This is a genomic window from Vulcanithermus mediatlanticus (assembly GCF_055385885.1).
In genome coordinates, this window is the sequence record NZ_AP042385.1 from 558,971 (window position 1) to 580,970 (window position 22,000).

The window sequence follows — 22,000 nt, forward strand, 5'->3', positions numbered from 1 at the left end:
GCATGGCGAGCGGATTGTCGGACACCAAGCCCAAGTACCACTGGGACCTCTATGCCCTCTTCGTGGCACCGCAGGAGGTCTTTTTTGGCCACGAAACCCAGGTCAATTTAAGCCTGATCGAGCGAGTCGAGCTCCCTGACGGCACCGAGCGGGTCTACCTTTCCCCTACCAAGCGCCGCGGGGTCGAACGCCGCGCCCTCCTTTACGCCCCCGTCCACAAGAACGGGGAGAGCAAATTCCTCACCGACCTCCTCGACTGCGGTATCCCCGGAACCTGCGGTAAAGAAGACTGCCCTATCTGCCGGGTCTACGGGGCCCTCATTACCGACTCCAAGGGCGGAAAGGAGCGCACCACCTTCATCGGCCGCCTGACCCACGGGGGTGGGGTGGGGATCCCCGCCCTTGGCCCCTCAGAGAAGCAGCGGGCGATGCACCCCTCGGATCTACGCCGGGGCGGGGAGCACGAGCCCCAACCCTTCAAACGCGAGTATGGAGCCCCGGGGCTCGTCTTCCCCGTTTACAACCACGTCCTGGCCGCCAGCGAAGAGGAGTTTCTGGCGGTAGCCTACGCCTTTTTAGAAAGCCTTCCCCGCCTGGGCGCGGGCAACCCCAAAGGGCTCGCGCTCCTCGAGGACGCCGACGGCCCTTACCTGGTCCTGGACCGGTACCTTTCCCCGATGGGCAAGCGGGTGGTGGTGGACCCGCTCGCCCACGACGGGGAACACGAAGATCCCTCCCGCCATCTCGAACGGGTCAAGCGCGAGTTCCGTGCTTTGAGTGTCGAATTCCCCCACGACCATCCCCGCTTCACGAGGTGGCATGGCGAAGCGGCCTTACAGAAACTCCAGGCAATGGCCGACACCTTCATGGCCTCCCTCGAGCGCTACTGGGGGTAAGCGGTGTACGCCCTGGCCCTCTCCATACGGCCCACCTCCGCCCTCACCTTCCGTATTCTCCCGGGGTCCATCCTGGACATCGCCACCTACCCCTTCGTCCCCCCCACGACCCTTTCCGGTTGGCTCAGACGACTTTGGATCCTAAACGAAACGGGGGAGGTGCCGGGGCTTAAGGAAGGGAACAGTCCCAGCTATTACGTCCTCCCCCGACGCTACATCCCTCTCGGCGCCTATCCAGCTGGGGAGTACCGGATCCACCGCACCTTCCGGCACGGGCCCAGAGCATTCTCCCACCAAGAGTTTTCCCGGCTGCGCCGGGCGGGGAAGGGGCCGAAAAACAGCGATCTTCAACTCCACACCTGGGAATACCTCGTGGCGGAGCGCTTTCTCGGAGCCCTGCTCGCGCCGCGGGAAGAAGACCTCCAGCCGATTCAGAAAATGGTGGGCCTAGGCTTCAAGCTGGGCAAGGAAGGATTTGCCTACCTCGAGGCCGTCGAAGGCCCCGTCCGGGTAGAACCCGAAGCGATCAAGGGCCGACCCCTCGGGTTGCTCGAGCCCTCGGCCTGGGAAGGCGCGGTCGCGGGGGCCTATCAAATTTACCGCTTCGCCTGGGATGAAGGCACAGACCCCGAGCCGGGGAGCCTTGCCCCGAGCCCGGTCAGGGGCTACCAGGGCGCATACCTGGTCCAGCCCAGCGGGGAAGGACGGGTGAAAGGCTTCAGACTCGGAGAGACCCTTTGGCCCTGGAACCTTGTGGAGTGGTGGCAAGATGCGTGAGGGCATCGGACGGGTTTTCTTCAGAGCCAACGAAGTGGGCTTCCAGCCCCTGACGAATCACCAGGCGCTGGTCTTGAAGATCCTCGCGTCCTGGCAAGCGGGGGAAAAAGAAGCCCCCCTGAAGGTGTGGGAACCCACCCGGGCGCCTTTGCTCCTCGCCGCGCGCTGGCATGACGACGGAAAACGCCTTCGCTTTCGCATCGTTAAAGACGAGCAGAGCAACAAGCTCACCTACAGCTTCCGGGGACACCGGTTCGACATCGCCCCGGAGGTCCACGACCCCTACGCCCGGGCCTTGATCCGGCAGCACCACGACTACGCGACCGACAGCGTGGTGAACGCCGCCTCCGAGTTTTCGGAAGCCAAGGGCACGCGGTTCGCCGAGGATCTCTACCTCCTCATGATGGCCGACCAGCTGGAAGCCGAGGTCGCGGTCCGGATCTTCGAGGGCAAGGCCGGGGAAGTCCGCCCCTTCGTGGAGTTCGAGCTGGAAGATCCGGGAGAAGAACGCGAAGCCGAGGCGTTCCGGCTCGACCCCTGGCCCTTCCAGGAAGAGGCGCTGGAGCTGGAATTCAAAGCCTACTTCCACCCCTACCGGGGCGAGGGCGCGGCCGAAGTCGAGGGCTGGGGCAAAGCGCTGGCCGAAGCCCTGGCCGAGGGCCGGGTGCCCGGGGGGTTCCGCCTCGAGACCCGCCGGGTCAGGCTCATGCCCCGGCGGGAGGAAGCGGACAAAGCCCTGCCCAAAACTCCAGAGGCCTTCTACGCGCTCTTCCCCGGCCGTGACGGAGGGCCCATGAAGCCCACGGAATTCCAGCAGGCGGTCTGGGAAGCGGTGGCCTCCGGCCACCCCGCCCACCTTCTCCTGGCCCCGACCGGAACGGGCAAGACTGAAGCCGCAGCCTTCCCCGCCCTGGCCCTGGGAATGCGCCTGGTCTTCGCCCTCCCCGCCAGGAGTCTGGTGGATGACCTCGAGGACCGCTTCGCCCGCTATCTCCAGTACCTGGCCAGCCACAGCGGACGAACCTACCGCCTGTTGGTGGACACCGGTCACCGCCAGGTCCGCCGCGCATTCCATCCCGACGGCAAAGAAGACGTCCTCAAAACCCGCCACCTCTACAAGGCGGATGTGATTCTCACCACCCTCGATAAGCTCCTCTACCGCTACTTCGGCTATGCGGATGGGACCAAAGGGTACGTCTTCCCCCGGCGGATCCACGACCAAAAATCCCTCTTCATATTTGACGAGGCCCACGTTTACGAAGCGACCGCCTGGGCCAACTTCAGGCGACTGGTGGCCGCCCTCCACCAGGCAGGAATCGCCTACCTCATCATGACCGCGACCATGCCCGAGGCCTACCGGAAGGCGCTCGACCCCTTCCTCGAGGGCGTGCTGGCCCATCCGAAGGTCAATCGCCCGTACAGGACCTTCCGTTATCTCCCCGATGGAGACCTCCTGACGCTCGCCCGCCAGCATCGCGGCAAACGGGTCTTGGTCGTTGTGGAGCAGGTGCGTCGGGCGGCGGAGATCTACCGGGCTCTGAAGAAGGAAGCTGGGAACGGCGTCTTCCTCTACCACGGGCGCCAGGCGGAATCCGTTCGACGACGGGTTTTTACCGAGGTCAAAGCCCGTGATGAGAAAGCTCTGCCCTACCTCCTCATCACCACCCGCGCGATCGAAGTAGGCGTCGACCTGGACGCCGAGGTCCTCATCACCGAGCTCTGCCCGCCGGAAAACCTCCTGCAGCGTATGGGCCGGGTCAACCGTCGGGGCTCGGCCAAGGGGGAAATCTACGTGGTGGGCAGACCTGAAGAATATCCGGAATGGCTCGCACCGCTCCCCGACGGATACGGGAGCGTCCTCAAAACCCTTCACGGCAAGGCCCTCGGGGAATCGGATGAGGCAATACTCAAACGAACCATTGCTCGGCCCGCCTGGACCGACCCCCGCGCCGAGACCCTCTTTGAAATGCTCCACGAATACGTCTACCAGGCCGAGCTTCTCAGCGAACCTCTGTGGCGGCGCGGCTTCATCGCCACCCGGGGCTGGGAGCCGACGGTCATCCTCCGCTCGGGCGAGGATGCCGTGGAAGTGCCGGTGGGACTTCTCATCGGTGGCAAAGACAACCGGGTCACGGCTTCCGTCAAAGAACGGCTTTACCCGAACCGAGAGCGGGGCCGGGAGCAGGTGGAAGTGCCCTTGCGATCCGGGGAGCTTTACCGGAAACACGTGGTGGTCGACTACCCCTTTCCCTACGACCCTGAGGAAGGGTTCGTGGAAGTTCCCAAAGTTTTCCAGCCCCTCTTCCATCCCGACCCCCAGCACGTCCGACTCCTCTACGACGCCCCGAAAACGACGTTTGCAGCGGAAAGCAATGGGGCGATCGTCGACACTGACCGGCTCTCCGGAGATCGTCACAAAGCCGTGCTCTGGTACCTCGCCGATTCGGCGCAAATCAAATCACCAGACACCGATCCGGAGACGGAGGAGGCCTAATGCCCCAGGCGGTGGTCCTGGAGCTTGCCGGGGAAAAGCGCCCCCGCCACCTCGGGCGCTACGCTCACGGCCTCTTCTTCGAGCTTTTGGCCACGCTGGATCCGGATCTGGCTGGAGAGCTCCACGAGGCGCCACGCAAGCCCTTCACGCTCTCTCCTCTTTCCGGGCGAAACAGGGGGATTTTCCTACGTTTTGCCTTCCTCGATGACGCGCTCTTCAAGCCCTTCCTCGAGGCCCTCCTGGCCGCCGCCCCGGAGGGCCTGGTGCTCGGGGAAGACCGGTTCGTCCTCAAGCGGGTCCTGGCCACCCCCGAGGGTCACCCGCTGGCGGGGACCATGACCTGGGAGGCGCTCAAGGGAGCACCGGCCAGGCGTGAGATCCGCCTCCGCTTCCTTACCCCCACGGTCTTCGTGACCTCAAAGTCCGGCGGGCGAACCCGCTACACCCCCCTGCCCGACCCGCGGCTTATCCTGAACTCGCTTTTGGAAAAGTGGCAGCAGGGCCCCCTGGCCTACGGCCCCAAAGCGCTGGCCGCCCTGAAAAACGCCTTCGAGCTCGACACGGAAATCGCGTTTTTTCGTGGACTGCGCTTTCACCGGGTCCAGGCAGGGAAAAGCTTTTTCCCGGGCTTTACCGGAGTCGTGGGCCTCAAACTTTTCAGCGACAGCCTCGAGGCCAAAGAAGCCTTCGGCCGCCTGGAAAGGCTGGCTTTTTTCAGCGGGGTCGGCGCGAAGACCCCTTATGGCATGGGGCTCGTTCAACCTGAGCTTTTGGCAGGCGAACGGTAGCGTTCTGACCAGAAGTCCCTTCGTTGATGGGCGGTGGTAAAGATCGCGCGCAGGCGCGGGAATAAAGTCTGGGTGTGGGGCTTCATCCTGGCCCTTTATCAAGGGCATCCCCCACGCCTTTTTTTAAGTCCTGTATAAGTGCAAGATCTCACCCCTCAGGAAGAGCCGGAGAAGAGCCTCGTTGCTTTGCGAAGCAAACACGTTCTAGTTCCGGCGTTGGTGAGCGGTGGAAAAGATCGCCAGCACGCGGGAGAATAAAGCCGGGGCGTGGGGTTTCATGGTCGCCCTTAATCAAGGGCTTCCCTGCGCCCTTTTTCAAGGGGCTGTATAAGTGCAAGATCTCAGTTAAGGAACAGGGCGTCCAGGTAGGCCGCACTCACGCGAAGCGTAGCTTTTTAGAGCCGCCGGGGCAGGGGCCTGTGGCGGAAGGCCTCCACCTCCTCTTGCACCAGCTCGGTCAGGTTGCTGATCGTCTCGTGGCTGCACTTGTACCCGAACAAAAGCCCCACGATCTCCGCCACCTTGCGGTCCGAGACTCCACTGGCGTAGAGCGCCAGTACCAGGTCGGAAAGGTCCGCCGTGCGCCTCTGATGCTTAGTGAGGAGGCTGGGGTAATACTTCCCTTCTCGGTCTCGGGGGATCCGCAGCTTGACTTCGCCAAAGGCGGTCTCCAGCTTACGAGCGTAGTGGCCGCCCTCCGACCGCCGTGCTCTTGCAAGAAGACCCATCGGTCCAGCTCCAAGAGCGCCTGCAGCTTTTCCTCCACCACCTCGGCCATTGCTTCCTTCAGCAGTGCCTTGAGCGTATCCTGGTCCACGGGGTACCTCCTTTCGCCGACTGGCGGTACCCCCTCTTCTTACACAAAATCCGTCACAAGAAAGATTACGCTCTCGAACCCCACCGCGTAATGCAGAAAACGGGCGACGCGGAACGAAGCTCTCACCGCTCACAGGGCTCTGATGCGCCCAGGGGTATAAACAAGGAGAAAACACCGAGCTTCAAGGAGGGGAACGTGGCAGCAGAAGTTTTCTCCGATGCATGGGCCAAGGCGTGGTGCGAAAGGCTGAATGGCAGCGAGGCCTACCAAAAGGCCGCGGCGAGGTGGGAGGGGGCGCTGATTCTCGTGGTCGAGGCTGATCCATCGCTTGGCATTCACGAAGACCGGGCGGTGTATCTCGACCTCTGGCACGGGGCGTGCCGGGATGCCCGGGCCGCGACCCCCGAGGACTTCGAGGACGCGGCCTACGTCATCACCGCCGACCCCTACAGCTGGAAACAGGTCCTCGAGGGCCAGCTCGAGCCGATCTCGGGCATCATGCGCGGCAAGCTCAAGCTGACCAAGGGGAGCGTCGCTTCGCTGGCGCCGTTCGTGCTCGCGGCCCGGGAGCTGGTGGCCGCGGCCACGCAAGTGGAGGCCAGCTTTCCGGAAGGTTGGGCATGAAAGCGGTCACCTGGCACGGGAAGCATGACGTCCGGGTGGAGGACGTCCCCGAACCAAAGGTCACCGAGCCCGCCGACGCCATCGTGCGGGTCACGCTGGCGGCGATCTGCGGCTCCGACCTCCACCTCTACCACGACGAAATTCCCGGCATGCCCCCCGGAAGCGTGCTGGGGCACGAGTTCGTGGGGGTAGTGGTGGAAGCGGGCCCGGCGGTCCACGCCTTTAAAAAGGGCGACCGGGTGGTGGGGACGTTCCACATCGCCTGCGGCCACTGCCGGGCCTGCCGCCGCGGGGATTACCATCAGTGCGAGCGCGGCGGGGTGCTGGGCTACGGCCTCGCCTTCGGCAACCTTCCCGGGGCCCAGGCCGAGTTCGTCCGTATCCCCTACGCCGACGTGAACCTGCGCCCTATCCCGGAGGGCGTCAGCGACGAAGCCGCCATCTTCGCCGGCGACATTCTGACCACCGCCTTCGGCGCCGTGAAGGACGCCTGGCTCACGCCCGGGGAGAGTTGCGCGGTGATCGGCTGCGGTCCGGTCGGGATCTTCGCCGTCCAGAGCGCCCGGGTCTTCGGGGCGGCCAAAACGCTGGCCATCGATCTCGTCGAAAAGCGGCTCGCGCTTGCCGAGCGCCTCGGCGCCATCCCCATCGACGCCAGCCGGTCGAACCCCGTCTCCCGGGTGATGGCCGAGACCGGCGGCGAGGGGGCCGACGTGGTGATCGAAGCGGTGGGCGGGAGCCAAACGCTTAAACTCGCCTTCGACCTGGTGCGCGGTGGAGGGCGGGTTTCGGCGGTCGGGGTGAGCTCGGAGGAAACCTTCGCCTTCCCCTTGATGAGCAGCTTCACCAAGGCCATTCACTTCCACCTCGGCGTGGCCAACATCCACCGCGACATCGACGCCACCCTGGCCCTGGTGGCGGCGGGGCGAATCGACCCCACCGCAGTCATCAGCCACCGCCTGCCCCTCGAGGACGCCCCAAAGGGCTACCGCCTCTTCGCCGAGCGAAAAGCGACCAAGGTGGTGCTCATCCCCGGCTGACCCTGACCGGCCGACAAAGCGCCGCCGCGGCCACGGCCGCGGCGGCGGCGAAAAACCACTAGCGCTTTCTGAGATACCGCCAGGAAAGCGGCGGCATCTTGACCTCCTTGCGGAAGGTGCGAACTTCGAGGACATCCTGCCAGCCGCCCGGCGGCAATGGCATCACCGCTTCCTTTTCGGCGTTGTTGAAGACGACCAGCACCTCGTCCGGCCCCGGCTCGCCGCGGAAGAAGGCGAGCAAAGGCCCTTTGCCGTAGTAGCTCCGGATCACCGGCGAAGAGAGCGCCTTCAGATCGCGCCGCAAGTTGGCCAGCAAGCGGTAGGTCCCCGCCATCGCCTGGTCGCAGGCTTGCCACTGGATGGGGTAGCGCTGCTTGTCGTAGGGGTCTTTTTCGCCGAGGAACGCGCACTCGTCCCCCTGCCAGACCACCGGCACCCCGGGCATGGAAAAGAGCAGGGCAAAGGCCAGGGCTTCGCGCTTTTTCGCTTCCGCCCCTGGCGAGTCCCCGAACTTTCCGCCGCCCAGATCGGTGAGCAGCCTCGAGGTGTCGTGGGAAGCGATCAGGTTAAAGCCCATGGCCGCCGAGGCCTCGGGCATCTTGGCGTAGAACTCGGAGATGCCGAGGAGGGCCCGTTTGCCGTTGGCAAAGGCCTGGGGTTTACCCTTGGCGTAGGTGAGGAGCACTTTGCGGCCGAGGGCGTAGTTCATCAGCGAATCAAAACCGTCGCTTCCCACCCAGTCGGGCCGCAAGTCCCAGATCTCGCCCACCAGGTACACGTCGGGCTTGACCTTCCTGAGTTCGGTTTTGAGCGCTTTGAAGAAGTCCTTGGCCGCGATCAGCTCTGTGGGCACGTCCACGCGCACGCCGTCGAAACCAAACCCCACCCAGTACTTGGCCACCTCGATCAGATAGCGCCTGACCGCCGGGTTGCCGGTGTTGAGCTTAGGCAAGGAGGGCACGCCCCACCACGCCTCGTAAGCGCTCGCATCCCCGGGCTTAAACGGCCACTTCTTGATGAAGTACCAGTTCCAGTAGGGCGAGTTCGGCCCCTTTTCCACCACGTCGCGGAAGGCCCAAAAGCCAAGTCCGGTGTGGTTGGGGACGAAGTCGAAGATCACCCGAATGCCGGCGGCATGCAGTTTCTCGATCAAACGCCTGAGCGTGGCCTTGTCCCCGAACTTGGCCGAGACCTTCATGTAGTCGTGGGTGTCGTAGCCGTGGGCCGAGCCCGACTCGAAGATGGGGTTTAAGTAGACGAGGCCAACGCCCTGGGCTTTGAGGTAAGGGATCTTTTGCTCGATGCCGGCGAGGTCGCCGCCAAAATACTCGTGGCAGCAAAGCTGCGGGGTGATGGGACCATTCCACGGGGAGAGCTGGGGGCGGAAGTTGGGGTCTTTTTCCCGCCACACCTGGTTGAAGTTGTACTCGTCGTTCAAAAGCGCCGCCCGGTCGTTACTGGGATCCCCGTTCCAAAAGCGCTCGGGGAAGATCTGATAGCCAGCGCGCCCGGCAACCCAGGGGATGGCCCGGAACCCGTTACCGTCGTAGCGGTAGGGGCCGAAACGCTTGGTCTCGCCATTTGCTTTCTCCACCTCGAAGCGGTACGAAAAAGCCCCGCTGGGAACGCTCGCCCGCCAAACCTCGGTGCCGCGGAAGACGAGCTGGCGGTGCATGGGGTAGGCGGTCTCCCCCACGATCACCGAGGCCTTGGCCACCGAACCCTCGTTGGCCCAAAAACGGATCGAGACCCGGCCCCCGGCCTCGGAAACGAAGGTGGCCCTGGCCGCGTCGTGCTTGAAGCCGAGTTCAACCGGCCCCGACGTCCGCACCACCGGGGCGGCCACGATGCGCACCGCGTTCTGGCCCCCAAACCCATCGTCGATGCAACCGTCGGCTTTGGGGTCAACCATGGGGCGACCGAAGGTCTCGTCGTTGCACATGTCTTTGGGCCACTGGCCGTTGATGAAGAACTTGTAGGCGTACTCGCCGGGGTCGAGGTCCAGGGTAACCGACCAGCTGCCATCCGGGTTTTGCTTCATCGGGGTTTCGCCCCAGCTGTTGAAGCTCCCCCGCAGGGAGACCGAGCGCACCTCGAGGCCCTCGGGGGGCTGGTAGGTAAAGGTCACCGGCACCGCCAGGGCCAAAGCCGAGACCACCATCGCCAAAACGATCGCCATCCATCTACGCATCGCTCGCTCCTTCCAAGGGTTCGATCACCAAAAGGCCTTCCACCGTGTGCCGACCGGAAAGGACGGTTCCCAAGAGCAGGTCCCGCGCCGGGGGCAAACGCACCTCCACCGGTTCGGGGGCGGCCATCACCCAGATCTCGCGCCCGCCATAGCGCCGCCGGTAGGCCAGGACCCCGCGCGGCGCCGCCAGGGGCAAGAGCCCGCCGCGGCGAAGCGGCGCGTGTTCGCGCCTTAAGGCCACGAGCCGCTTCACCCACTCGAGGACATCGCGGTTCCACCGGGATTCATCCCAGGGAAAGGTGCCCCGGTTCATGGGGTCGCCGCGCCAATCGTCGTAGGCGTTGGCCTGGTCGAGGCCGATCTCGTCGCCGTAGTAGATGCCCGGGGCCCCGGGGAAGGTGAGCAGGATGCCAAAGAGGAGCCTCAGCCTTTCCACGTCGCCGCGCACCCGCCACAGCGGCCGGGGGATGTCGTGCGACCCGATCAGGGTGTACATCGTCTGCCGCACCCCCAGGGGCAAAGCCGCGTAGTGGTCAAAGAGGATGCGCCAGACCTCTTCGGCGCTCAGGCGGACGGGGTGGCCAAAAAGATCGCGTCCGCTCAGCCATTCGAGCAAGGGGTTGGCGAAACCGGCGTAGTGCATGGCCCCATCCAGGGTGTGGCCCCGGAGGTAGGGGACGGTGTCGAAGGAGAGCTCCCCGAACACGTACGCATCCGGATTCTCCCCGCGGGCCGCCTCGCGGATCGCGCGGAGAACGCGGGCGTTGCCCCGGTCGGTTCCCCTCTCGCCGATCTGGTGGGCCACGTCGAGCCGCCAGCCATCGGCCCCCCGGCGGATCCAGTGGCGCACCACGGCCTGCGGGCCGGTGATGAAGTAGCGCCAGGCCAGCTCGCTTTGGTAATCCACCTTGGGCAGGGTGGGGACGCCGTAAAAGGCGACGTAGTCGCCACCGGGCAAGAAGGTGTAGACCTCGCGCCAGGGGGCGTTCGGCTGGGTTCGCGCGGCCAAAAACCCAGCGAAGCGGTCGCCGGTGTGGTTGAAGACGCCGTCGAGGATGAGCTTCATCCCCCGCCGGTGAAGGCCCTCGACCAGGGCCTCAAAAGCCGCGTCACCCCCCAGGTGGGGATCGACGGCGTAGTAGTCCTCGGTGTCGTAGCGGTGGCTCGAGGGGCTCTTGAAGATCGGGGTCAGGTAAACGCCCTCCACCCCCAGCGACTCGAGGTGGTCGAGCGCGTCCAAAACCCCCCAGAGGTCGCCCCCGTAAAACTCGAGGGCTCCCTGGGTCGGATCCGGCGGGGCGTCCCAGTCTTTGGCCACGATCGGCCTTCCCTGGTAGGTCCACTCGCCGGAGCGCGGGCTGCACTCGGGGCGGGCGTTTTTAAAGCGGTCGGGAAAGATCTGATACCACACCCGCCCCACCGCCCACTCGGGCACGCCGGGCGCGGCGAGCAGGTGAAAGAAGCGGTCGTAACGCGGCAGCGAAGCCTCCTCGCCGAAGGCCCCGAAGTAGCGACCATCCAGAAAGAACACGTAGCGGAGCACTGGGGCGCTGACGGGAACGCGGCCCACCAGGCCGCCGGGGGCGGCCTCGAGGGGCGCGCGCAAAAGCTCACCGTGGGAGAGGTAAATCACCTGGCCCGAGCGGGCCTTCGTGCGCACGAAAAGCCGAACCGTATCCCCGAGCTCGGGAACGAGGGGGTCAATGCATTCGGGTTCCCAGTCGTGGTAGGCCAAACTCACTCTTTCACCGCCCCAGCGGTGTAGCCGGAAACGAAGTACTGCTGGAAGCCGTAGAAGACCATCAGGATGGGGAGCGAACCCAAAACGCTCGCCGCCGCGAACACCCCCCACTTGGTGGAAAACTGCCCGGTGGTGAACGAATAGAGCCCGATGCCCACGGTCCACTTCTCGACCCCGGTCAGCACCAGGTTGGCCAGGATGAACTCGGAGTAGGTCCCCACGAACTGCAGGAGGAAGATGAACACGAAGATCGGGGCCGAAAGCGGGAGGATGATGCGCAAAAAGGCCTGCCAGCGGCTCGCGCCGTCGATGTAGGCCGCCTCCTCGAGGCTGTGGCCGAGCGACTCGATGTAGCCCTTGTACACCCAGCTGCCGAAGCTGATGATCCCCCCGGAATAGGCGAGCAAAAGCCCGGTGAAGGTGTTGAGCAGATCGAGCGCGGAAAGCAGGTAATAAATCGCGATCAGGGCCAGGAATCCGGGGAACATCTGGACGAAGATGAAGGTGAGCAAGAGGGGATAGCGCCCGGGGAAGCGAAAACGGGCAAAGGCGTACCCCGCGGTGGCGGTGAGCGCCACGGCCAGGAAACCGGTGGCGCTGGAGAGGAGCAGGGTGTTCCGCACCCAGAGCAGGAACTTGCTCTCGGTGCTCCGGCCGCCGAACTGCGAGGGGCTGACCAGGACCACCAGCAAAAAGGCGAGCAGGGCGAAGACGAAAAGCGCCCGCCCCTGCAAGCTGGCCCAGGGCTCAACCGGCCCCAGGCGCTTGAGCTTGTACCCCGACCAAAGGGCGAGGAAGAGGGCCAGCGCCGCCGCTGCGAGCAAGGCCCACTGGTAACCGTAGATCACCACCCCCTCGACCAGGCGCTGGTAATTTTCGAAGCTGATCCGGGAAAAGTCGGGCAGCACCTTGGCCCGCACGAGCAAGAAGGGGCTGTCCACCCGCCGGAAGGAGAAGAGGTTGTTGGTGGGGTCGAAGGAGGCGGCCACCACCTGGATCACCGGGTAGAAGACCAGCACCACCAGGCTGACGAGGAAAAGGTGGATCAGGGCGTAGCCGAAAAAGGTCCACACGCTCTGCTTGCGGCGGGTGAGTCGGTTTTTGATTCCGATGTAGACGGCGCTATAGACGAGGAGCAAAAGGGCAATCCCCAGGTAACCGGCAAGCACGTAGCGCCAGCCCCCGGGGATGAACACCGAACCGAAGGCTGGGCGCGGCCGCACCGACGCGGCCAGGGCCTGGCCGATGGTCAGCAGATAGGTGGCGGCCTCGAGGCCCGCCACCACCGCGAGCACGTCCCGCCAGGAAGAACCGAACCGGGCCGCGATCAGGCCGAGGAACAGCACCCCGGCGAGCAGGGAGAGCGCAAGCGTCGCATCCCCGCGCTCATAAGCCAAAACCAGCCAGGCGTTGCTGCCGCCAAGGCCGAACACGACCTGGCGTACCACCACGTAGATCGCGGCCACGAGCGCACCGAAGACCACCCGTCTCATTTCCGCTCCTCCTTCAGCGCCCCCGTGAACTTGAAGTTCACCAGGCTGATGCCCACGGTGATGGCGAAGATGACCAGGCTGATCGCCGCCCCGAGGCCGTAGGCCGACTGGCCCTCGGCGCGGAAAGCGGTCTTATAAGCCCAGGAGATCAGGATGTCGGTGGCCTGTGCCGTGGAAAGCCGCCCCTCCGATGAAGGACCGCCGCCGGTGAGGAGGTAGATGATGTTGAAGTTGTTGAAGTTATAAGCGAACGAGGAAAGGAGAATGGGAATGAACGGCGCGCGCAAAAGCGGAAGGGTGATCCGCCGAAAGCTCTGCCACGAACTCGCCCCGTCCACCCTGGCCGCCTCGTAGAGCTCGTCGGGAATGGTGGAGAGCGCCCCCAGGGTGGCGGTCATCATATAGGGAAAGCCGAGCCACAAATTCACGAGCAGCACCGAGACCTTGGCCCAAAGGGGGTCGAGCAGCCAGGGGATGGGGTAGACGCCGAGAAGCCCCAAAAGCCGGTTGATGGCCCCGAACTGCTTGTTGAGCAGGGCCACCCACATCTGGATGGTGATGACCCCGGGCAGGGCCCAGGAGATCACCAGCAGGGTGCGGTAGGTGTTCCGGAGGGGCAGGCGCCGGTTGTTGAGCACGATGCCCAGGATGAGGCCCAAAAATGCCGTTGAGAGCACCGAGGCGAAGGCGAAGACCACGTTCCACAAAAACACCGGGATCAGGGCGCGGGACGCGTTCGCGAAGATAAAGACGAAGTTCTTGAGCCCCACGTAGCTGAAGGTGTTGACCCGGTAGACGTAGCGCGGCTCGAAGTCCGGCGCCCGGGAGAGAACGAGGCGGTCGCCCTCGGCCCGCTCGATGCGGTCGTACACCCGCCGCCCGGCACCGACCAGCTCCACGAGCTCTTCCGCGCACCCGGCATTCCGGCAACGGAGCGAGGTCTCGGCCGGGCCCTCGAGGATCAGGGTTCGACCCTCGAGGGCCACCACCCGGGTCTCGCTGGCGCGGTCGGGTTTGCCGTTGTGCAGCCCCGAGTAGTTGGTGAACGCCAGGTAGACGGTGAGCACGATTGGGTAAACGGTGAAGGCGAGCAAAAAGAGCATCGCCGGGAGCAGGTAGTACCAGTCGGTGAGGTAAGGAAAGCGCCGGGCCAGCAAGATCAGGATCGGGATCAACGCCAGCGCCGAGGTGATGAGCAGGGTGTAGTTTGGCACCCCCTCGGGGTTGCTGGCGCTCGTGGCCAGGCGCTCAAGCGCCCAGTAAGCGAAAAGACCAATCGAAAACGCCGCCAGGATCGCTGCGCCCAGCAGGCCGATGGCGACGAGAAAACCACGGAGTCCGGGAGGATGTTTGTACATAGGCAAGAAGGGGCGGGCCGAAGGCCCGCCCAATGGCAACGGTTACTCGCCCTGAATGCCTTTTTGGATCTCCTCGACCATCTGGTCGATGATCTTCTTCACGTCGGAGTCGGGCTTTTGGATGATCAGGCTGAGGGCATTGCCCCAGGGACCCCAGACCTTGCCCATCTCGGGGATGTTGGGCATGGGGTCACCCATGGCGATGGTGGTGGAAAAGCCCTTGACCACCGGGTCATCCTTCAGCTGCGAAAGCGCGCCCTGGGAAACCGGAATGCGACCGCCGGCGCGGTTGAAGCTGATCTGCGCGTCGGGGCGCACCAAAAGCTTGGCGAAGTTGATGGCCGCCACCTTGTTCTTCGAGTAGGCGTTGAGCACGATGCCCTGCACGCCGACGAAGGGGCCCCAGGCCTTACCACCGGGCGGCGCCGGAAGGGGGGCAATGCCAATGTCGAGCCCGGCCTTCTTGTAGTCGCCGAGCGCCCAGGGGCCGTTCAGAATCATGGCCAAGACGCCGTCCTTGAAGGCGCCGTCAGCCACGCCGTAGTCCACGCCCTCGGGGATGAGGCCGTACTTATAGCGCAGGTCCTTGATGAACTGCCCGGCCTTATAGCCGGCCTCGCCACCGAGCCCGAAGTCGCTGGGGTTCAGGCCGCCGTCGGCGCGCTTACCGAAAACGTAGGCGCCGTAGGCCTTGAACCAACCGTAGTTGAAGTAGGGGTTGCCGAGGTCGTAGAGGAAGCCGAAGGTATCCCCGGTGGTGTACTTCTGGGCCAGGGCGATGAACTCATCCCAAGTCTGTGGCGGGTTTTTCACCAGCTTCTTGTTGTAGATGAGCGCCACCGACTCGGCGTTCATGGGCAGGCCGAAGAGCTTGCCCTGGTAGCTAAAGGCATCGAGGGCCACCGGCATGAGATCGGAGAGGTAGTCCTTGGTGGCGAACTTGCCCACCGGCTCGAGCGCCCCCGAGGCCGCCATCTCGCCCACCCAGTCGTGGGGCACGGTGACCACCAGGTCGGCCGCCTCGCCCTGAGGGGCGCCGAGAATAAATTTCTGTTTGATATCGCCAAAGGGCACCTCGACGATCTCGACCTTGGTCCCGGTCGCCCGCTCAAAGCTCGCCGCCTGCGCCTTGAGCCATTCGAGCTCGGGACCGCCGAAGTGCGTCCAAACCGTCACTTTCCCCGCGGCGAAGGCGAAGCCCGCCAGCATCAATAACCCAACCAGATATCGCTTCATCCTTGTGACACCTCCTTGTTCGACATCATGATACACAACACATTGCGTTTTCCCCGGCTCCGGCAAACAAGACCGGCAAATTGATGGCGTATACTCACCTAAATTGACATTCCGTAGTTAGATCCGTAAACTAAACTTGGCTTAGGTTCAAGGAACGCCGACGCCGGCACGAAAGGAGGTTCGCGATGGGCATCGATCTTCTCAAGCGACTCTCCCAGCTCGGTGACCTCGCCGGGCTCGCCTCGGCCCTGGCAAAACGCTTCCCGCGCGGTTTGCTCGGCGAGCGCGAGGCGATGGTGACGTTTTTGACCAACGAGGTGGGGCTTTCCCACCCCAAAGCGGTCGAGATCGCCGAAGCCCTCGAGGCCAGCGGCCACGCCCATCACCTGCCCGGGCAGAGCCCGCGCTGGATCTTCACCTCGGAGCCGGTCTCGCTGCGCACCCTGATGCGCATGCTCGACGAGGAATACCACGAGTTCGTCGGCGAGGGCGACGCCGATCCCCGGGAGGAAGCCCTGACCTTCATCGGCGGCCGCCTCGGGGTTGACCGCAAGGTGGCCGAGGAGATTCTGGAGGGCCTCCAGGCCGCAGGCTACGCCAGCCTGGCCGAGGGTGCGGCGTCGAACCGAGACCGCTTCGTCTTCAACTTCCCCGAGGCCTTCGTTTTGACCTACCGTGTGTAAGCCTTTTTGGTAAGCTCCGAAGTGCCCGAAGGAGGGAAAATGGATCCCATCAGCATTGTCTTTTGGCTCTTCATCATCTTCTCGATGCTCACCCCTTACATGCAGCAGCAAACCCTGGTCTCAGCGCGCACCCGGAAGATCGCCGAAATGGAGCGCAAGCGCAAATCCCGCGTCATCACCCTCATCCACCGTCAGGAGGCGATCAGTTTCCTCGGGGTTCCCCTTTCCCGCTTCATCACCGTCGACGACTCCGAGCACGTGCTCCGGGCCATCCGCATGACCGACGACCAAACCCCGATCGACCTCGTCATTCACACCCCCGGCGGTCTGGTGCTCGCTGCCGAGCAGATCGCCCGCGCCCTCAAGAAGCACCCGGCGAAAGTCACCGTTTTCGTGCCCCACTACGCCATGTCCGGCGGCACCCTCATCGCCCTCGGCGCCGATGAGATCGTGATGGACGAGCACGCGGTGCTGGGGCCCGTCGATCCCCAGCTCGGGCAGTACCCGGCGGCCTCGGTCCTCAAAGCGGTGGAGGAAAAGGGCGCGTCCAAGGTCGACGACCAGACCCTCATCTACGCCGACATCTCAAGAAAAGCGCTGAAGCAGGTTCGAGACTTCGTCTTCGACCTCTTGAAGGACAAGCTGCCCGAAGACAAGGCGGGCCAGGTGGCCGACGTGCTCAGCCAGGGCACCTGGACCCACGACTACCCCATCTTTGCCGAGGACGCGAAAAAGCTCGGGCTCCCCGTCTCGACCGAGATGCCGAAAGAGGTCTACGATCTCATGGAGCTCTACCCCCAACCCCAGATGGGCCGGCCCAGCGTGCAGTACGTGCCGACCCCGCACCAGCGCGAGGTCTCACCGCCGTCGAAGCGATCGAAGAACTGATCTCTGCCAGCCTTCGCCCCCGCCGTGGCGTTTGCCCCGGCGGGTTGCTTTAGAAAATGGCCGCGAGATAGAACCCGTAGAAGAGGAGGAGCGCCACGCCCTCCTTGCGTCCAAGTCGCAGCCCGGTCCACAGGAAGGCCCAAGCCACGAGGGAGAAGCCGACCAGGAGCTCGAGATCAACGGTCGGGCCCGGCGTCACCGAGAGCGGCCGGGCCAGGGCCACGCTGCCCAGAATCCCCAGCACGTTGAAGACGTTGGAACCGATCACATTCCCGAGCAGGATGTCGCCCTCCCGTTTTATCGCCGCCACCAGGGCGGCCGCGAGCTCGGGGAGGCTCGTTCCCACCGCCACCACGCTGAGGCCGATGACCCGCTCGGGAACCCCGAGGGCCCGGGCGATGGTGCTGGCGCCTTCCACCAACGCGGCGGCGCCGAGGGCGAGGAACGCGGTGCCGAGCAGCACGAAGAGGAGACGCCGGCCCACAAAGCCGGGCTTGGACCCGAACTCGGCCTCGTACTCGGCCAGAACCTCGCTCGACTCGGGTTCGCGCATCAAAACCACCAGATAGCCGACCATGAGCAGGAGGAAGAAGGAGCCCTCGAGCCGGGTGACGCGACCGTCCCAGGCCGCGCCCACCATCAAGAGCGCCACCAGCACCATGAAGGGCAGCTCGCGGCGCAGGAAGCGGGCCTGGGCCCGGATCGGCGAGAGCAGCGCCGCCCCGCCCAAAATCAGGCCCAGGTTGGCGATGTTGGACCCGACCACGTTGCCGAAAGCGAGCTCGGGGTTGCCCACCAGCGCCGCCACCAGGCTCGCCGCGAGCTCGGGGGCCGAGGTACCAAAGGCCACCACCGTCAGCCCGACAACGAGCGGCGAAAGTCCGAGCGAGCGGGCAAGGAGGGAAGCGTTCTTCACCAAAAGCTCGCCGCCGTAATAGAGCAGCCCCACTCCGAGCAATATGAGGATGACGCTCATCGCTTCTCCAACCCCACGCTGCGAAAAAGGGCGTCGACCTCGGCCTCATCAAGACGCCGCCACTGCCCCGCTTTGAGCCCCCCGAGCCGGACCGGCCCCATCTTGACCCGCAGCAACCGAACCACCGGATATCCGAGGGCCGCGAGCATGCGACGCACCTCGCGCTTTTTTCCTTCGGTTAGGGTCAATACCGCGCCCCCCGGGGCCGGGCGCGCCTTTTGGGCTTTCAGCCGCTCACCGTCCACCCGCACCCCGCGCACGAGCTGCCTGGCCACCGGGGGTGGGATCGCGCCTTTTTTGGTCCAAACCCGGTAGACCCTGGCCACCCGGTACCGGGGGTGGGTCAGCCGCTGGGTGAGTTCGCCGTGGTTGGTGAAGAGCAAGAGCCCCTCGGAATCGCGGTCGAGCCGGCCCACCGCGTGCAACCCTGGCAGCTCGGGCAGCAGTTCGTAGACGGTCCGCAAAGCGTGGGGATCAGAGTGGGTGGTGGTGTAGCCCTGGGGCTTATGGAGCAGAAGGACGATCACGGCCGCTGGCGGGGCCACGACGCGACCGTCGACGCGGACCTCCTGCCCCGGCCGCACGCGGGTGCCGAGGGTGGCCACGACGCCGTCCACCGTCACCCGGCCGGCCTCGATCAGCCGCTCGGCCTTGCGCCGGGAGGCCAGGCCCGAGCGCGCCAGGTACTTTTGCAGCCGCACGCCCTCCACGCCTCCCAGTCTACGGGTGTTAAAATCCGCGTGGCATGCCCCTCTTCGCCGTGAACAAGCCCCTTGGTCTCACGTCCCACGACGTCGTCGACCTGGCCCGGAAAAAACTGGGCGAGCGACGCATCGGTCATACCGGTACCCTGGACCCCTTGGCCACCGGACTGCTCATCCTGGCGAGCGGCCCCCACACCAAGCTGATTCCATTTCTTTCCGGCGAGGAAAAAGAGTACATCGCCTGGATTAGCTTCGGCGCCACCACGCCGACCCTCGATGCCGAAGGGCCGATCGAGGCGGTCGTCCCGGCGAACTTCTCCCAAAGCCGACTCCGCCACGCCCTGGCATCGTTTCTGACCCTCAAAACCCAGGTGCCCCCCGCCTATTCCGCGGTCAAGGTTAAGGGCATGCGGGCCTACGAAGCCGCCCGCAAAGGAAAGGCCTTGGAGCTCGCGCCGCGGCCGGTCCGTTACCTCGAGGTCGAGCTCCTCGCCTTCGACGCCGAGCCCAAAGCCAAGAAGATCGGGCGGGGAGCGAAGGGCTGGCGGCTCGATGAGCGGGGCCGACCGGCCGAGCTCCCGCCGCCGCTCGGCCGGTTCCCCACCGCCGTGGTGCGGCTGGTGGTCGGCGCCGGGACCTACGTGCGGGCCTTCGCCCGCGACCTGGGCAAGGCGCTCGGCACCGAGGCCTTCCTCTCCGGGCTGGTGCGGACCCGGGTGGGCAAGATCGACCTGGCGGCGGCCAGACCACCGGAAGAGCTCGAGGCGGCCCGGATCCCGGAGACGGCGGCGCTGCCCTTCCCAACCGTCGAACTCTCGCACACCGAGGTGCGCCGGGTCCTGGAGGGCGTTCCCCTACCCATCCCGGTCACCGGCCTCGTGGGCCTGACCGACAAGCGGGGGAAGCTGGTGGCCGTGGCCGAGGGCGACGGGTTCAAGCTACGTATCCGTCGGGTCTTCAAGTAGGAAGACGTCTTTAATCAGCGGTCGGGAGAGCACGACCGAGGTCCGGGTGGCCCCGAACTGGCCAAGGCCCTGCACCAGCTCGTGCAAATGGGCGATCGAACGGGCCACCACCCGGGCGACGAAGCTGCTCTCGCCGGTCACGAAGTAGCACTCGCGCACCTCCGGCTGGGCCTCGGCGTAGGCCAGCACCTGGGGGTAGCGCCCGGGTGGCGCCGCCACCTCGATGAGCGCGGTGACCGAATACCCCAGGGCCTCGAGGTCGAGCCGCGCCCCGTAGCCGCGGATGATCCCCGCCTCTTCCAGGCGGCGCACCCGCTCGGCGACCGCCGGGGCCGAAAGCCCCACCTGGCGCCCCAGCTCGGCGAACGTCACGCGGGCATCGCGCTGCAAAGCGTTCAGAATCGCCACCGACTTCGGATCCAAAAGAACTTTTGCTTCGCTTGCCATAGACCAATATTACCTTTGATTCGAAAGGTATTTCGCCCGAAGGCCTTTTTAATCCTCTTCCGAGGGCCGGCGACCACGGCCTAAGCTAGGGGGCGAGGTGAAACCATGATCGTCGGCGTACCCAAGGAGATCAAAACGCTGGAGAATCGCGTGGCCCTGACCCCCGGCGGGGCGGAGAGCCTGACCCGGCGCGGCCACACGGTGCTGGTGGAGCAAGGCGCCGGCCTCGGCAGCGGCATCAGCGACGACGAGTACCGCGCCGCCGGCGCTGAGATCGTCAGCGCCAAGGAGGCCTGGTTGGCCGAGCTGGTGGTCAAGGTCAAGGAACCGCTGCCGGAGGAGTACGGCTACCTGCGCAGCGACCTCGTGCTCTTCACCTACCTCCACCTGGCGGCCAGCGAAAGCCTCACCCAGGCCATGATCCGCTCGGGGGTGACTGGAATCGCCTACGAAACCGTCCAGCTCGAGGACGGCTCGCTCCCCCTCCTCACGCCAATGAGCGAGGTGGCGGGCCGGATGGCCACCCAGGTCGGGGCTTACCACCTCGAGCGTCCCCAGGGCGGCCGGGGCATCCTGCTCGGCGGCGTGCCCGGGGTGGCGCCGGGGGCGGTGGTGATCCTGGGCGGCGGCACGGTGGGGACCAACGCCGCCAAGATCGCCCTCGGCCTCGGGGCCCAGGTCTACGTTTTGGACATCAACCACCGGCGGCTCCAGTACCTCGACGACGTCTTCGGCGGGCGGCTCATCACCCTGACCTCGACCGAGGCCAATATCAAAAAGGCGATCCGTTTCGCCGATTTGGTGATCGGCGCCGTGCTGATCCCGGGCGCGAAAGCCCCCAAGCTCGTGACCCGGGAGATGCTGGCCGAGATGAAGGAAGGGGCGGTCATCGTCGACGTGGCCGTCGACCAGGGGGGCTGCGTTGAGACCATCCGCCCCACGACCCACGACGACCCCACCTACGTGGTGGACGGGGTGGTGCACTACGGCGTCGCCAACATGCCGGGCGCGGTGCCCCGCACCAGTACCTTCGCGCTCACCAACCAGACCCTCCCCTACCTGCTGCGGCTGGCCGAGCGCGGGCTCGAGGCCCTGAAGGACGACCCCGCCCTCCTGAAAGGGCTCAACACCTACGGCGGCAAGGTCACCCACCCCGCGGTGGCAGAAGCCTTCGGCCTCCCCTATACTCCTCCTGAGGAGGCGTTGGGATAACTCGGTGGTTCACAGCGTTTGCCCTGGTCCTGACCCTGGGCATGGGGCTGGCGGCCGTGCCCTGGCCGCCGGGTGAGCACCTGGTGTACACCCTGCGCTACCGTGGCCTGGCCGTGGGCACCTACGCGGTGACCGCGACCCAAGCCGGGGCCGACGCCTGGAACTACGTCGGCACCCTCAACCCCACCAGCCTGGCCCGGCTGGTGGGGTTTGACTTCTCGATGGAGAGCCTCACCGGCTCCGAGCTCACCACCCGACGCTTCGTCAAGGAGATCCGCTCGCCCTTTTCCGGCCAGATCCGCCTGGTGGCCGAAGTCGGAAAGGCCCTGGTCGGCAAACGGTTCCGGAACGGGCGGTTGGAGGGAACTTACCGCGTCGCGCGAAGGCAGGTTTGGGACGACCTATCGCTGTTGTACTATATCCGGGCGAATCCGGAGGCCACCGAGGTGGCCTTCGTGGGGCTTTATGGTGTGGTCAAAGGCCGACTGCAATCCCTCGGCACCCAGCTCGTCCGGGTGCCGGCGGGGCGTTTTCGCGCCCAGGGATACCGTTTCAACACGCCCCAGGCCTACTTCGAGCTCTGGATCGCGGGGCCAGGTCGGTTGCCGGTGCGCGTCGTCTTCGGCTACCGCGACGAGCGCGTGGAAGCGCGCTTGCTGAGGAGGTAACC

At 65.3% G+C, this 22,000-nt stretch carries 20 protein-coding genes; 11 read left to right on the forward strand and 9 right to left on the reverse strand.

Features of this window, described 5'->3' with window-relative positions; all coding sequences use genetic code 11:
* Positions 1-2: 2 nt before the first annotated feature.
* Genes ACZ5BT_RS03775 through cas6 form a run of 4 tightly spaced genes read left to right on the forward strand, consistent with a single transcriptional unit; the run spans position 3 to position 4,955 of the window.
* Entirely contained in the window at positions 3-896 is an 894-nt protein-coding gene (locus ACZ5BT_RS03775; RefSeq protein WP_464885289.1) for a hypothetical protein, read from the forward strand.
* Between the two features lie 3 nt (positions 897-899).
* Entirely contained in the window at positions 900-1,673 is a 774-nt protein-coding gene (locus tag ACZ5BT_RS03780) for a hypothetical protein (RefSeq protein ID WP_464885290.1), read from the forward strand.
* Positions 1,666-4,167: a CRISPR-associated helicase Cas3' gene (gene cas3, locus ACZ5BT_RS03785; RefSeq protein WP_464885291.1), complete on the forward strand. Its 2,502-nt coding sequence runs from the start codon at positions 1,666-1,668 to the stop codon at positions 4,165-4,167. Before ACZ5BT_RS03780 ends, cas3 begins: the two co-directional genes overlap by 8 nt.
* A complete protein-coding gene (gene cas6 / locus ACZ5BT_RS03790; RefSeq protein WP_464885292.1) occupies positions 4,167-4,955 on the forward strand; it encodes a CRISPR-associated endoribonuclease Cas6 in 789 nt (262 codons plus the stop codon). Before cas3 ends, cas6 begins: the two co-directional genes overlap by 1 nt.
* Positions 4,956-5,350: 395 nt before the next feature.
* Here the strand turns inward: cas6 and ACZ5BT_RS03795 are convergent, their stop codons facing one another.
* Positions 5,351-5,683, reverse strand: coding sequence for a transposase (locus ACZ5BT_RS03795; protein ID WP_464885293.1), 333 nt, complete (start codon positions 5,681-5,683; stop codon positions 5,351-5,353).
* Positions 5,684-5,967: 284 nt separating this feature from the next.
* Here ACZ5BT_RS03795 and ACZ5BT_RS03800 point away from each other — a divergent pair, with 284 nt between their 5' ends.
* Positions 5,968-6,396, forward strand: coding sequence for an SCP2 sterol-binding domain-containing protein (locus tag ACZ5BT_RS03800; protein ID WP_464885294.1), 429 nt, complete (start codon positions 5,968-5,970; stop codon positions 6,394-6,396).
* Positions 6,393-7,436 carry an alcohol dehydrogenase family protein gene (locus ACZ5BT_RS03805; protein WP_464885295.1) on the forward strand — a complete coding sequence of 348 codons (1,044 nt, stop codon included), beginning with the start codon at positions 6,393-6,395 and terminating at the stop codon, positions 7,434-7,436. The genes ACZ5BT_RS03800 and ACZ5BT_RS03805 overlap by 4 nt, the downstream gene beginning before the upstream one ends.
* Before the next feature lie 58 nt (positions 7,437-7,494).
* On the opposite strand, the gene ACZ5BT_RS03810 is transcribed toward ACZ5BT_RS03805, so the two are convergent.
* The 5 genes from ACZ5BT_RS03810 to ACZ5BT_RS03830 are packed head-to-tail and all read right to left on the reverse strand — an operon-like array spanning position 7,495 to position 15,455.
* The gene (locus ACZ5BT_RS03810) at positions 7,495-9,627 is read right to left on the reverse strand and encodes an alpha-amylase family glycosyl hydrolase (RefSeq protein WP_464885296.1); all 2,133 of its coding nucleotides are present in this window, start codon (positions 9,625-9,627) and stop codon (positions 7,495-7,497) included.
* Entirely contained in the window at positions 9,620-11,362 is a 1,743-nt protein-coding gene (locus ACZ5BT_RS03815) for a glycoside hydrolase family 13 protein (protein ID WP_464885763.1), read from the reverse strand. Before ACZ5BT_RS03815 ends, ACZ5BT_RS03810 begins: the two co-directional genes overlap by 8 nt.
* Before the next feature lie 2 nt (positions 11,363-11,364).
* Positions 11,365-12,861 (reverse strand): sugar ABC transporter permease, encoded by a 1,497-nt coding sequence (locus ACZ5BT_RS03820; protein WP_464885297.1) that lies wholly within the window; start codon positions 12,859-12,861, stop codon positions 11,365-11,367.
* Positions 12,858-14,219, reverse strand: coding sequence for a carbohydrate ABC transporter permease (locus ACZ5BT_RS03825; RefSeq protein WP_464885298.1), 1,362 nt, complete (start codon positions 14,217-14,219; stop codon positions 12,858-12,860). Before ACZ5BT_RS03825 ends, ACZ5BT_RS03820 begins: the two co-directional genes overlap by 4 nt.
* A gap of 42 nt (positions 14,220-14,261) precedes the next feature.
* Positions 14,262-15,455: a sugar ABC transporter substrate-binding protein gene (locus ACZ5BT_RS03830; RefSeq protein WP_464885299.1), complete on the reverse strand. Its 1,194-nt coding sequence runs from the start codon at positions 15,453-15,455 to the stop codon at positions 14,262-14,264.
* Positions 15,456-15,640: 185 nt separating this feature from the next.
* On the opposite strand from ACZ5BT_RS03830, the gene ACZ5BT_RS03835 reads away from it, so the two are divergent.
* On the forward strand, positions 15,641-16,138 hold the full coding sequence (locus ACZ5BT_RS03835; protein ID WP_464885300.1) for a hypothetical protein: 498 nt from the start codon (positions 15,641-15,643) through the stop codon (positions 16,136-16,138).
* Positions 16,139-16,177: 39 nt separating this feature from the next.
* Positions 16,178-17,026, forward strand: coding sequence for an SDH family Clp fold serine proteinase (locus tag ACZ5BT_RS03840; protein ID WP_464885301.1), 849 nt, complete (start codon positions 16,178-16,180; stop codon positions 17,024-17,026).
* A 49-nt stretch (positions 17,027-17,075) separates the two neighbouring features.
* On the opposite strand, the gene ACZ5BT_RS03845 is transcribed toward ACZ5BT_RS03840, so the two are convergent.
* Together ACZ5BT_RS03845 and ACZ5BT_RS03850 are read right to left on the reverse strand one after the other, a co-directional pair.
* A complete protein-coding gene (locus tag ACZ5BT_RS03845; protein WP_464885302.1) occupies positions 17,076-18,002 on the reverse strand; it encodes a calcium/sodium antiporter in 927 nt (308 codons plus the stop codon).
* Positions 17,999-18,712 (reverse strand): pseudouridine synthase, encoded by a 714-nt coding sequence (locus tag ACZ5BT_RS03850; protein WP_464885303.1) that lies wholly within the window; start codon positions 18,710-18,712, stop codon positions 17,999-18,001. The genes ACZ5BT_RS03845 and ACZ5BT_RS03850 overlap by 4 nt, the downstream gene beginning before the upstream one ends.
* 35 nt (positions 18,713-18,747) lie before the next feature.
* Here ACZ5BT_RS03850 and truB point away from each other — a divergent pair, with 35 nt between their 5' ends.
* Positions 18,748-19,671 carry a tRNA pseudouridine(55) synthase TruB gene (gene truB, locus ACZ5BT_RS03855; protein WP_464885304.1) on the forward strand — a complete coding sequence of 308 codons (924 nt, stop codon included), beginning with the start codon at positions 18,748-18,750 and terminating at the stop codon, positions 19,669-19,671.
* Here the strand turns inward: truB and ACZ5BT_RS03860 are convergent.
* Positions 19,645-20,118, reverse strand: coding sequence for an Lrp/AsnC family transcriptional regulator (locus ACZ5BT_RS03860; RefSeq protein WP_464885305.1), 474 nt, complete (start codon positions 20,116-20,118; stop codon positions 19,645-19,647). The genes truB and ACZ5BT_RS03860 overlap by 27 nt on opposite strands.
* 105 nt (positions 20,119-20,223) lie before the next feature.
* On the opposite strand from ACZ5BT_RS03860, the gene ald reads away from it, so the two are divergent.
* Both ald and ACZ5BT_RS03870 read left to right on the forward strand, forming a co-directional pair.
* The gene (ald, locus tag ACZ5BT_RS03865) at positions 20,224-21,330 is read left to right on the forward strand and encodes an alanine dehydrogenase (protein WP_464885306.1); all 1,107 of its coding nucleotides are present in this window, start codon (positions 20,224-20,226) and stop codon (positions 21,328-21,330) included.
* A 56-nt stretch (positions 21,331-21,386) separates the two neighbouring features.
* Positions 21,387-21,998 carry a DUF3108 domain-containing protein gene (locus tag ACZ5BT_RS03870; RefSeq protein WP_464885307.1) on the forward strand — a complete coding sequence of 204 codons (612 nt, stop codon included), beginning with the start codon at positions 21,387-21,389 and terminating at the stop codon, positions 21,996-21,998.
* The last annotated feature ends 2 nt before the right edge of the window (positions 21,999-22,000 follow it).

Bases quoted from the DNA above. Each gene is read 5' to 3' on its own strand.
- ACZ5BT_RS03775 (WP_464885289.1), top strand. From the start codon at position 3: ATGGCGAGCGGATTGTCGGACACCAAGCCCAAGTACCACTGGGACCTC.
- cas3 (WP_464885291.1), top strand. From the start codon at position 1,666: ATGCGTGAGGGCATCGGACGGGTTTTCTTCAGAGCCAACGAAGTGGGC.
- cas6 (WP_464885292.1), top strand. From the start codon at position 4,167: ATGCCCCAGGCGGTGGTCCTGGAGCTTGCCGGGGAAAAGCGCCCCCGC.
- ACZ5BT_RS03795 (WP_464885293.1), bottom strand. From the start codon at position 5,683: ATGGGTCTTCTTGCAAGAGCACGGCGGTCGGAGGGCGGCCACTACGCT.
- ACZ5BT_RS03805 (WP_464885295.1), top strand. From the start codon at position 6,393: ATGAAAGCGGTCACCTGGCACGGGAAGCATGACGTCCGGGTGGAGGAC.
- ACZ5BT_RS03810 (WP_464885296.1), bottom strand. From the start codon at position 9,627: ATGCGTAGATGGATGGCGATCGTTTTGGCGATGGTGGTCTCGGCTTTG.
- ACZ5BT_RS03820 (WP_464885297.1), bottom strand. From the start codon at position 12,861: ATGAGACGGGTGGTCTTCGGTGCGCTCGTGGCCGCGATCTACGTGGTG.
- ACZ5BT_RS03825 (WP_464885298.1), bottom strand. From the start codon at position 14,219: ATGTACAAACATCCTCCCGGACTCCGTGGTTTTCTCGTCGCCATCGGC.
- ACZ5BT_RS03830 (WP_464885299.1), bottom strand. From the start codon at position 15,455: ATGAAGCGATATCTGGTTGGGTTATTGATGCTGGCGGGCTTCGCCTTC.
- ACZ5BT_RS03835 (WP_464885300.1), top strand. From the start codon at position 15,641: ATGGGCATCGATCTTCTCAAGCGACTCTCCCAGCTCGGTGACCTCGCC.
- ACZ5BT_RS03840 (WP_464885301.1), top strand. From the start codon at position 16,178: ATGGATCCCATCAGCATTGTCTTTTGGCTCTTCATCATCTTCTCGATG.
- ACZ5BT_RS03845 (WP_464885302.1), bottom strand. From the start codon at position 18,002: ATGAGCGTCATCCTCATATTGCTCGGAGTGGGGCTGCTCTATTACGGC.
- truB (WP_464885304.1), top strand. From the start codon at position 18,748: ATGCCCCTCTTCGCCGTGAACAAGCCCCTTGGTCTCACGTCCCACGAC.
- ACZ5BT_RS03860 (WP_464885305.1), bottom strand. From the start codon at position 20,118: ATGGCAAGCGAAGCAAAAGTTCTTTTGGATCCGAAGTCGGTGGCGATT.
- ald (WP_464885306.1), top strand. From the start codon at position 20,224: ATGATCGTCGGCGTACCCAAGGAGATCAAAACGCTGGAGAATCGCGTG.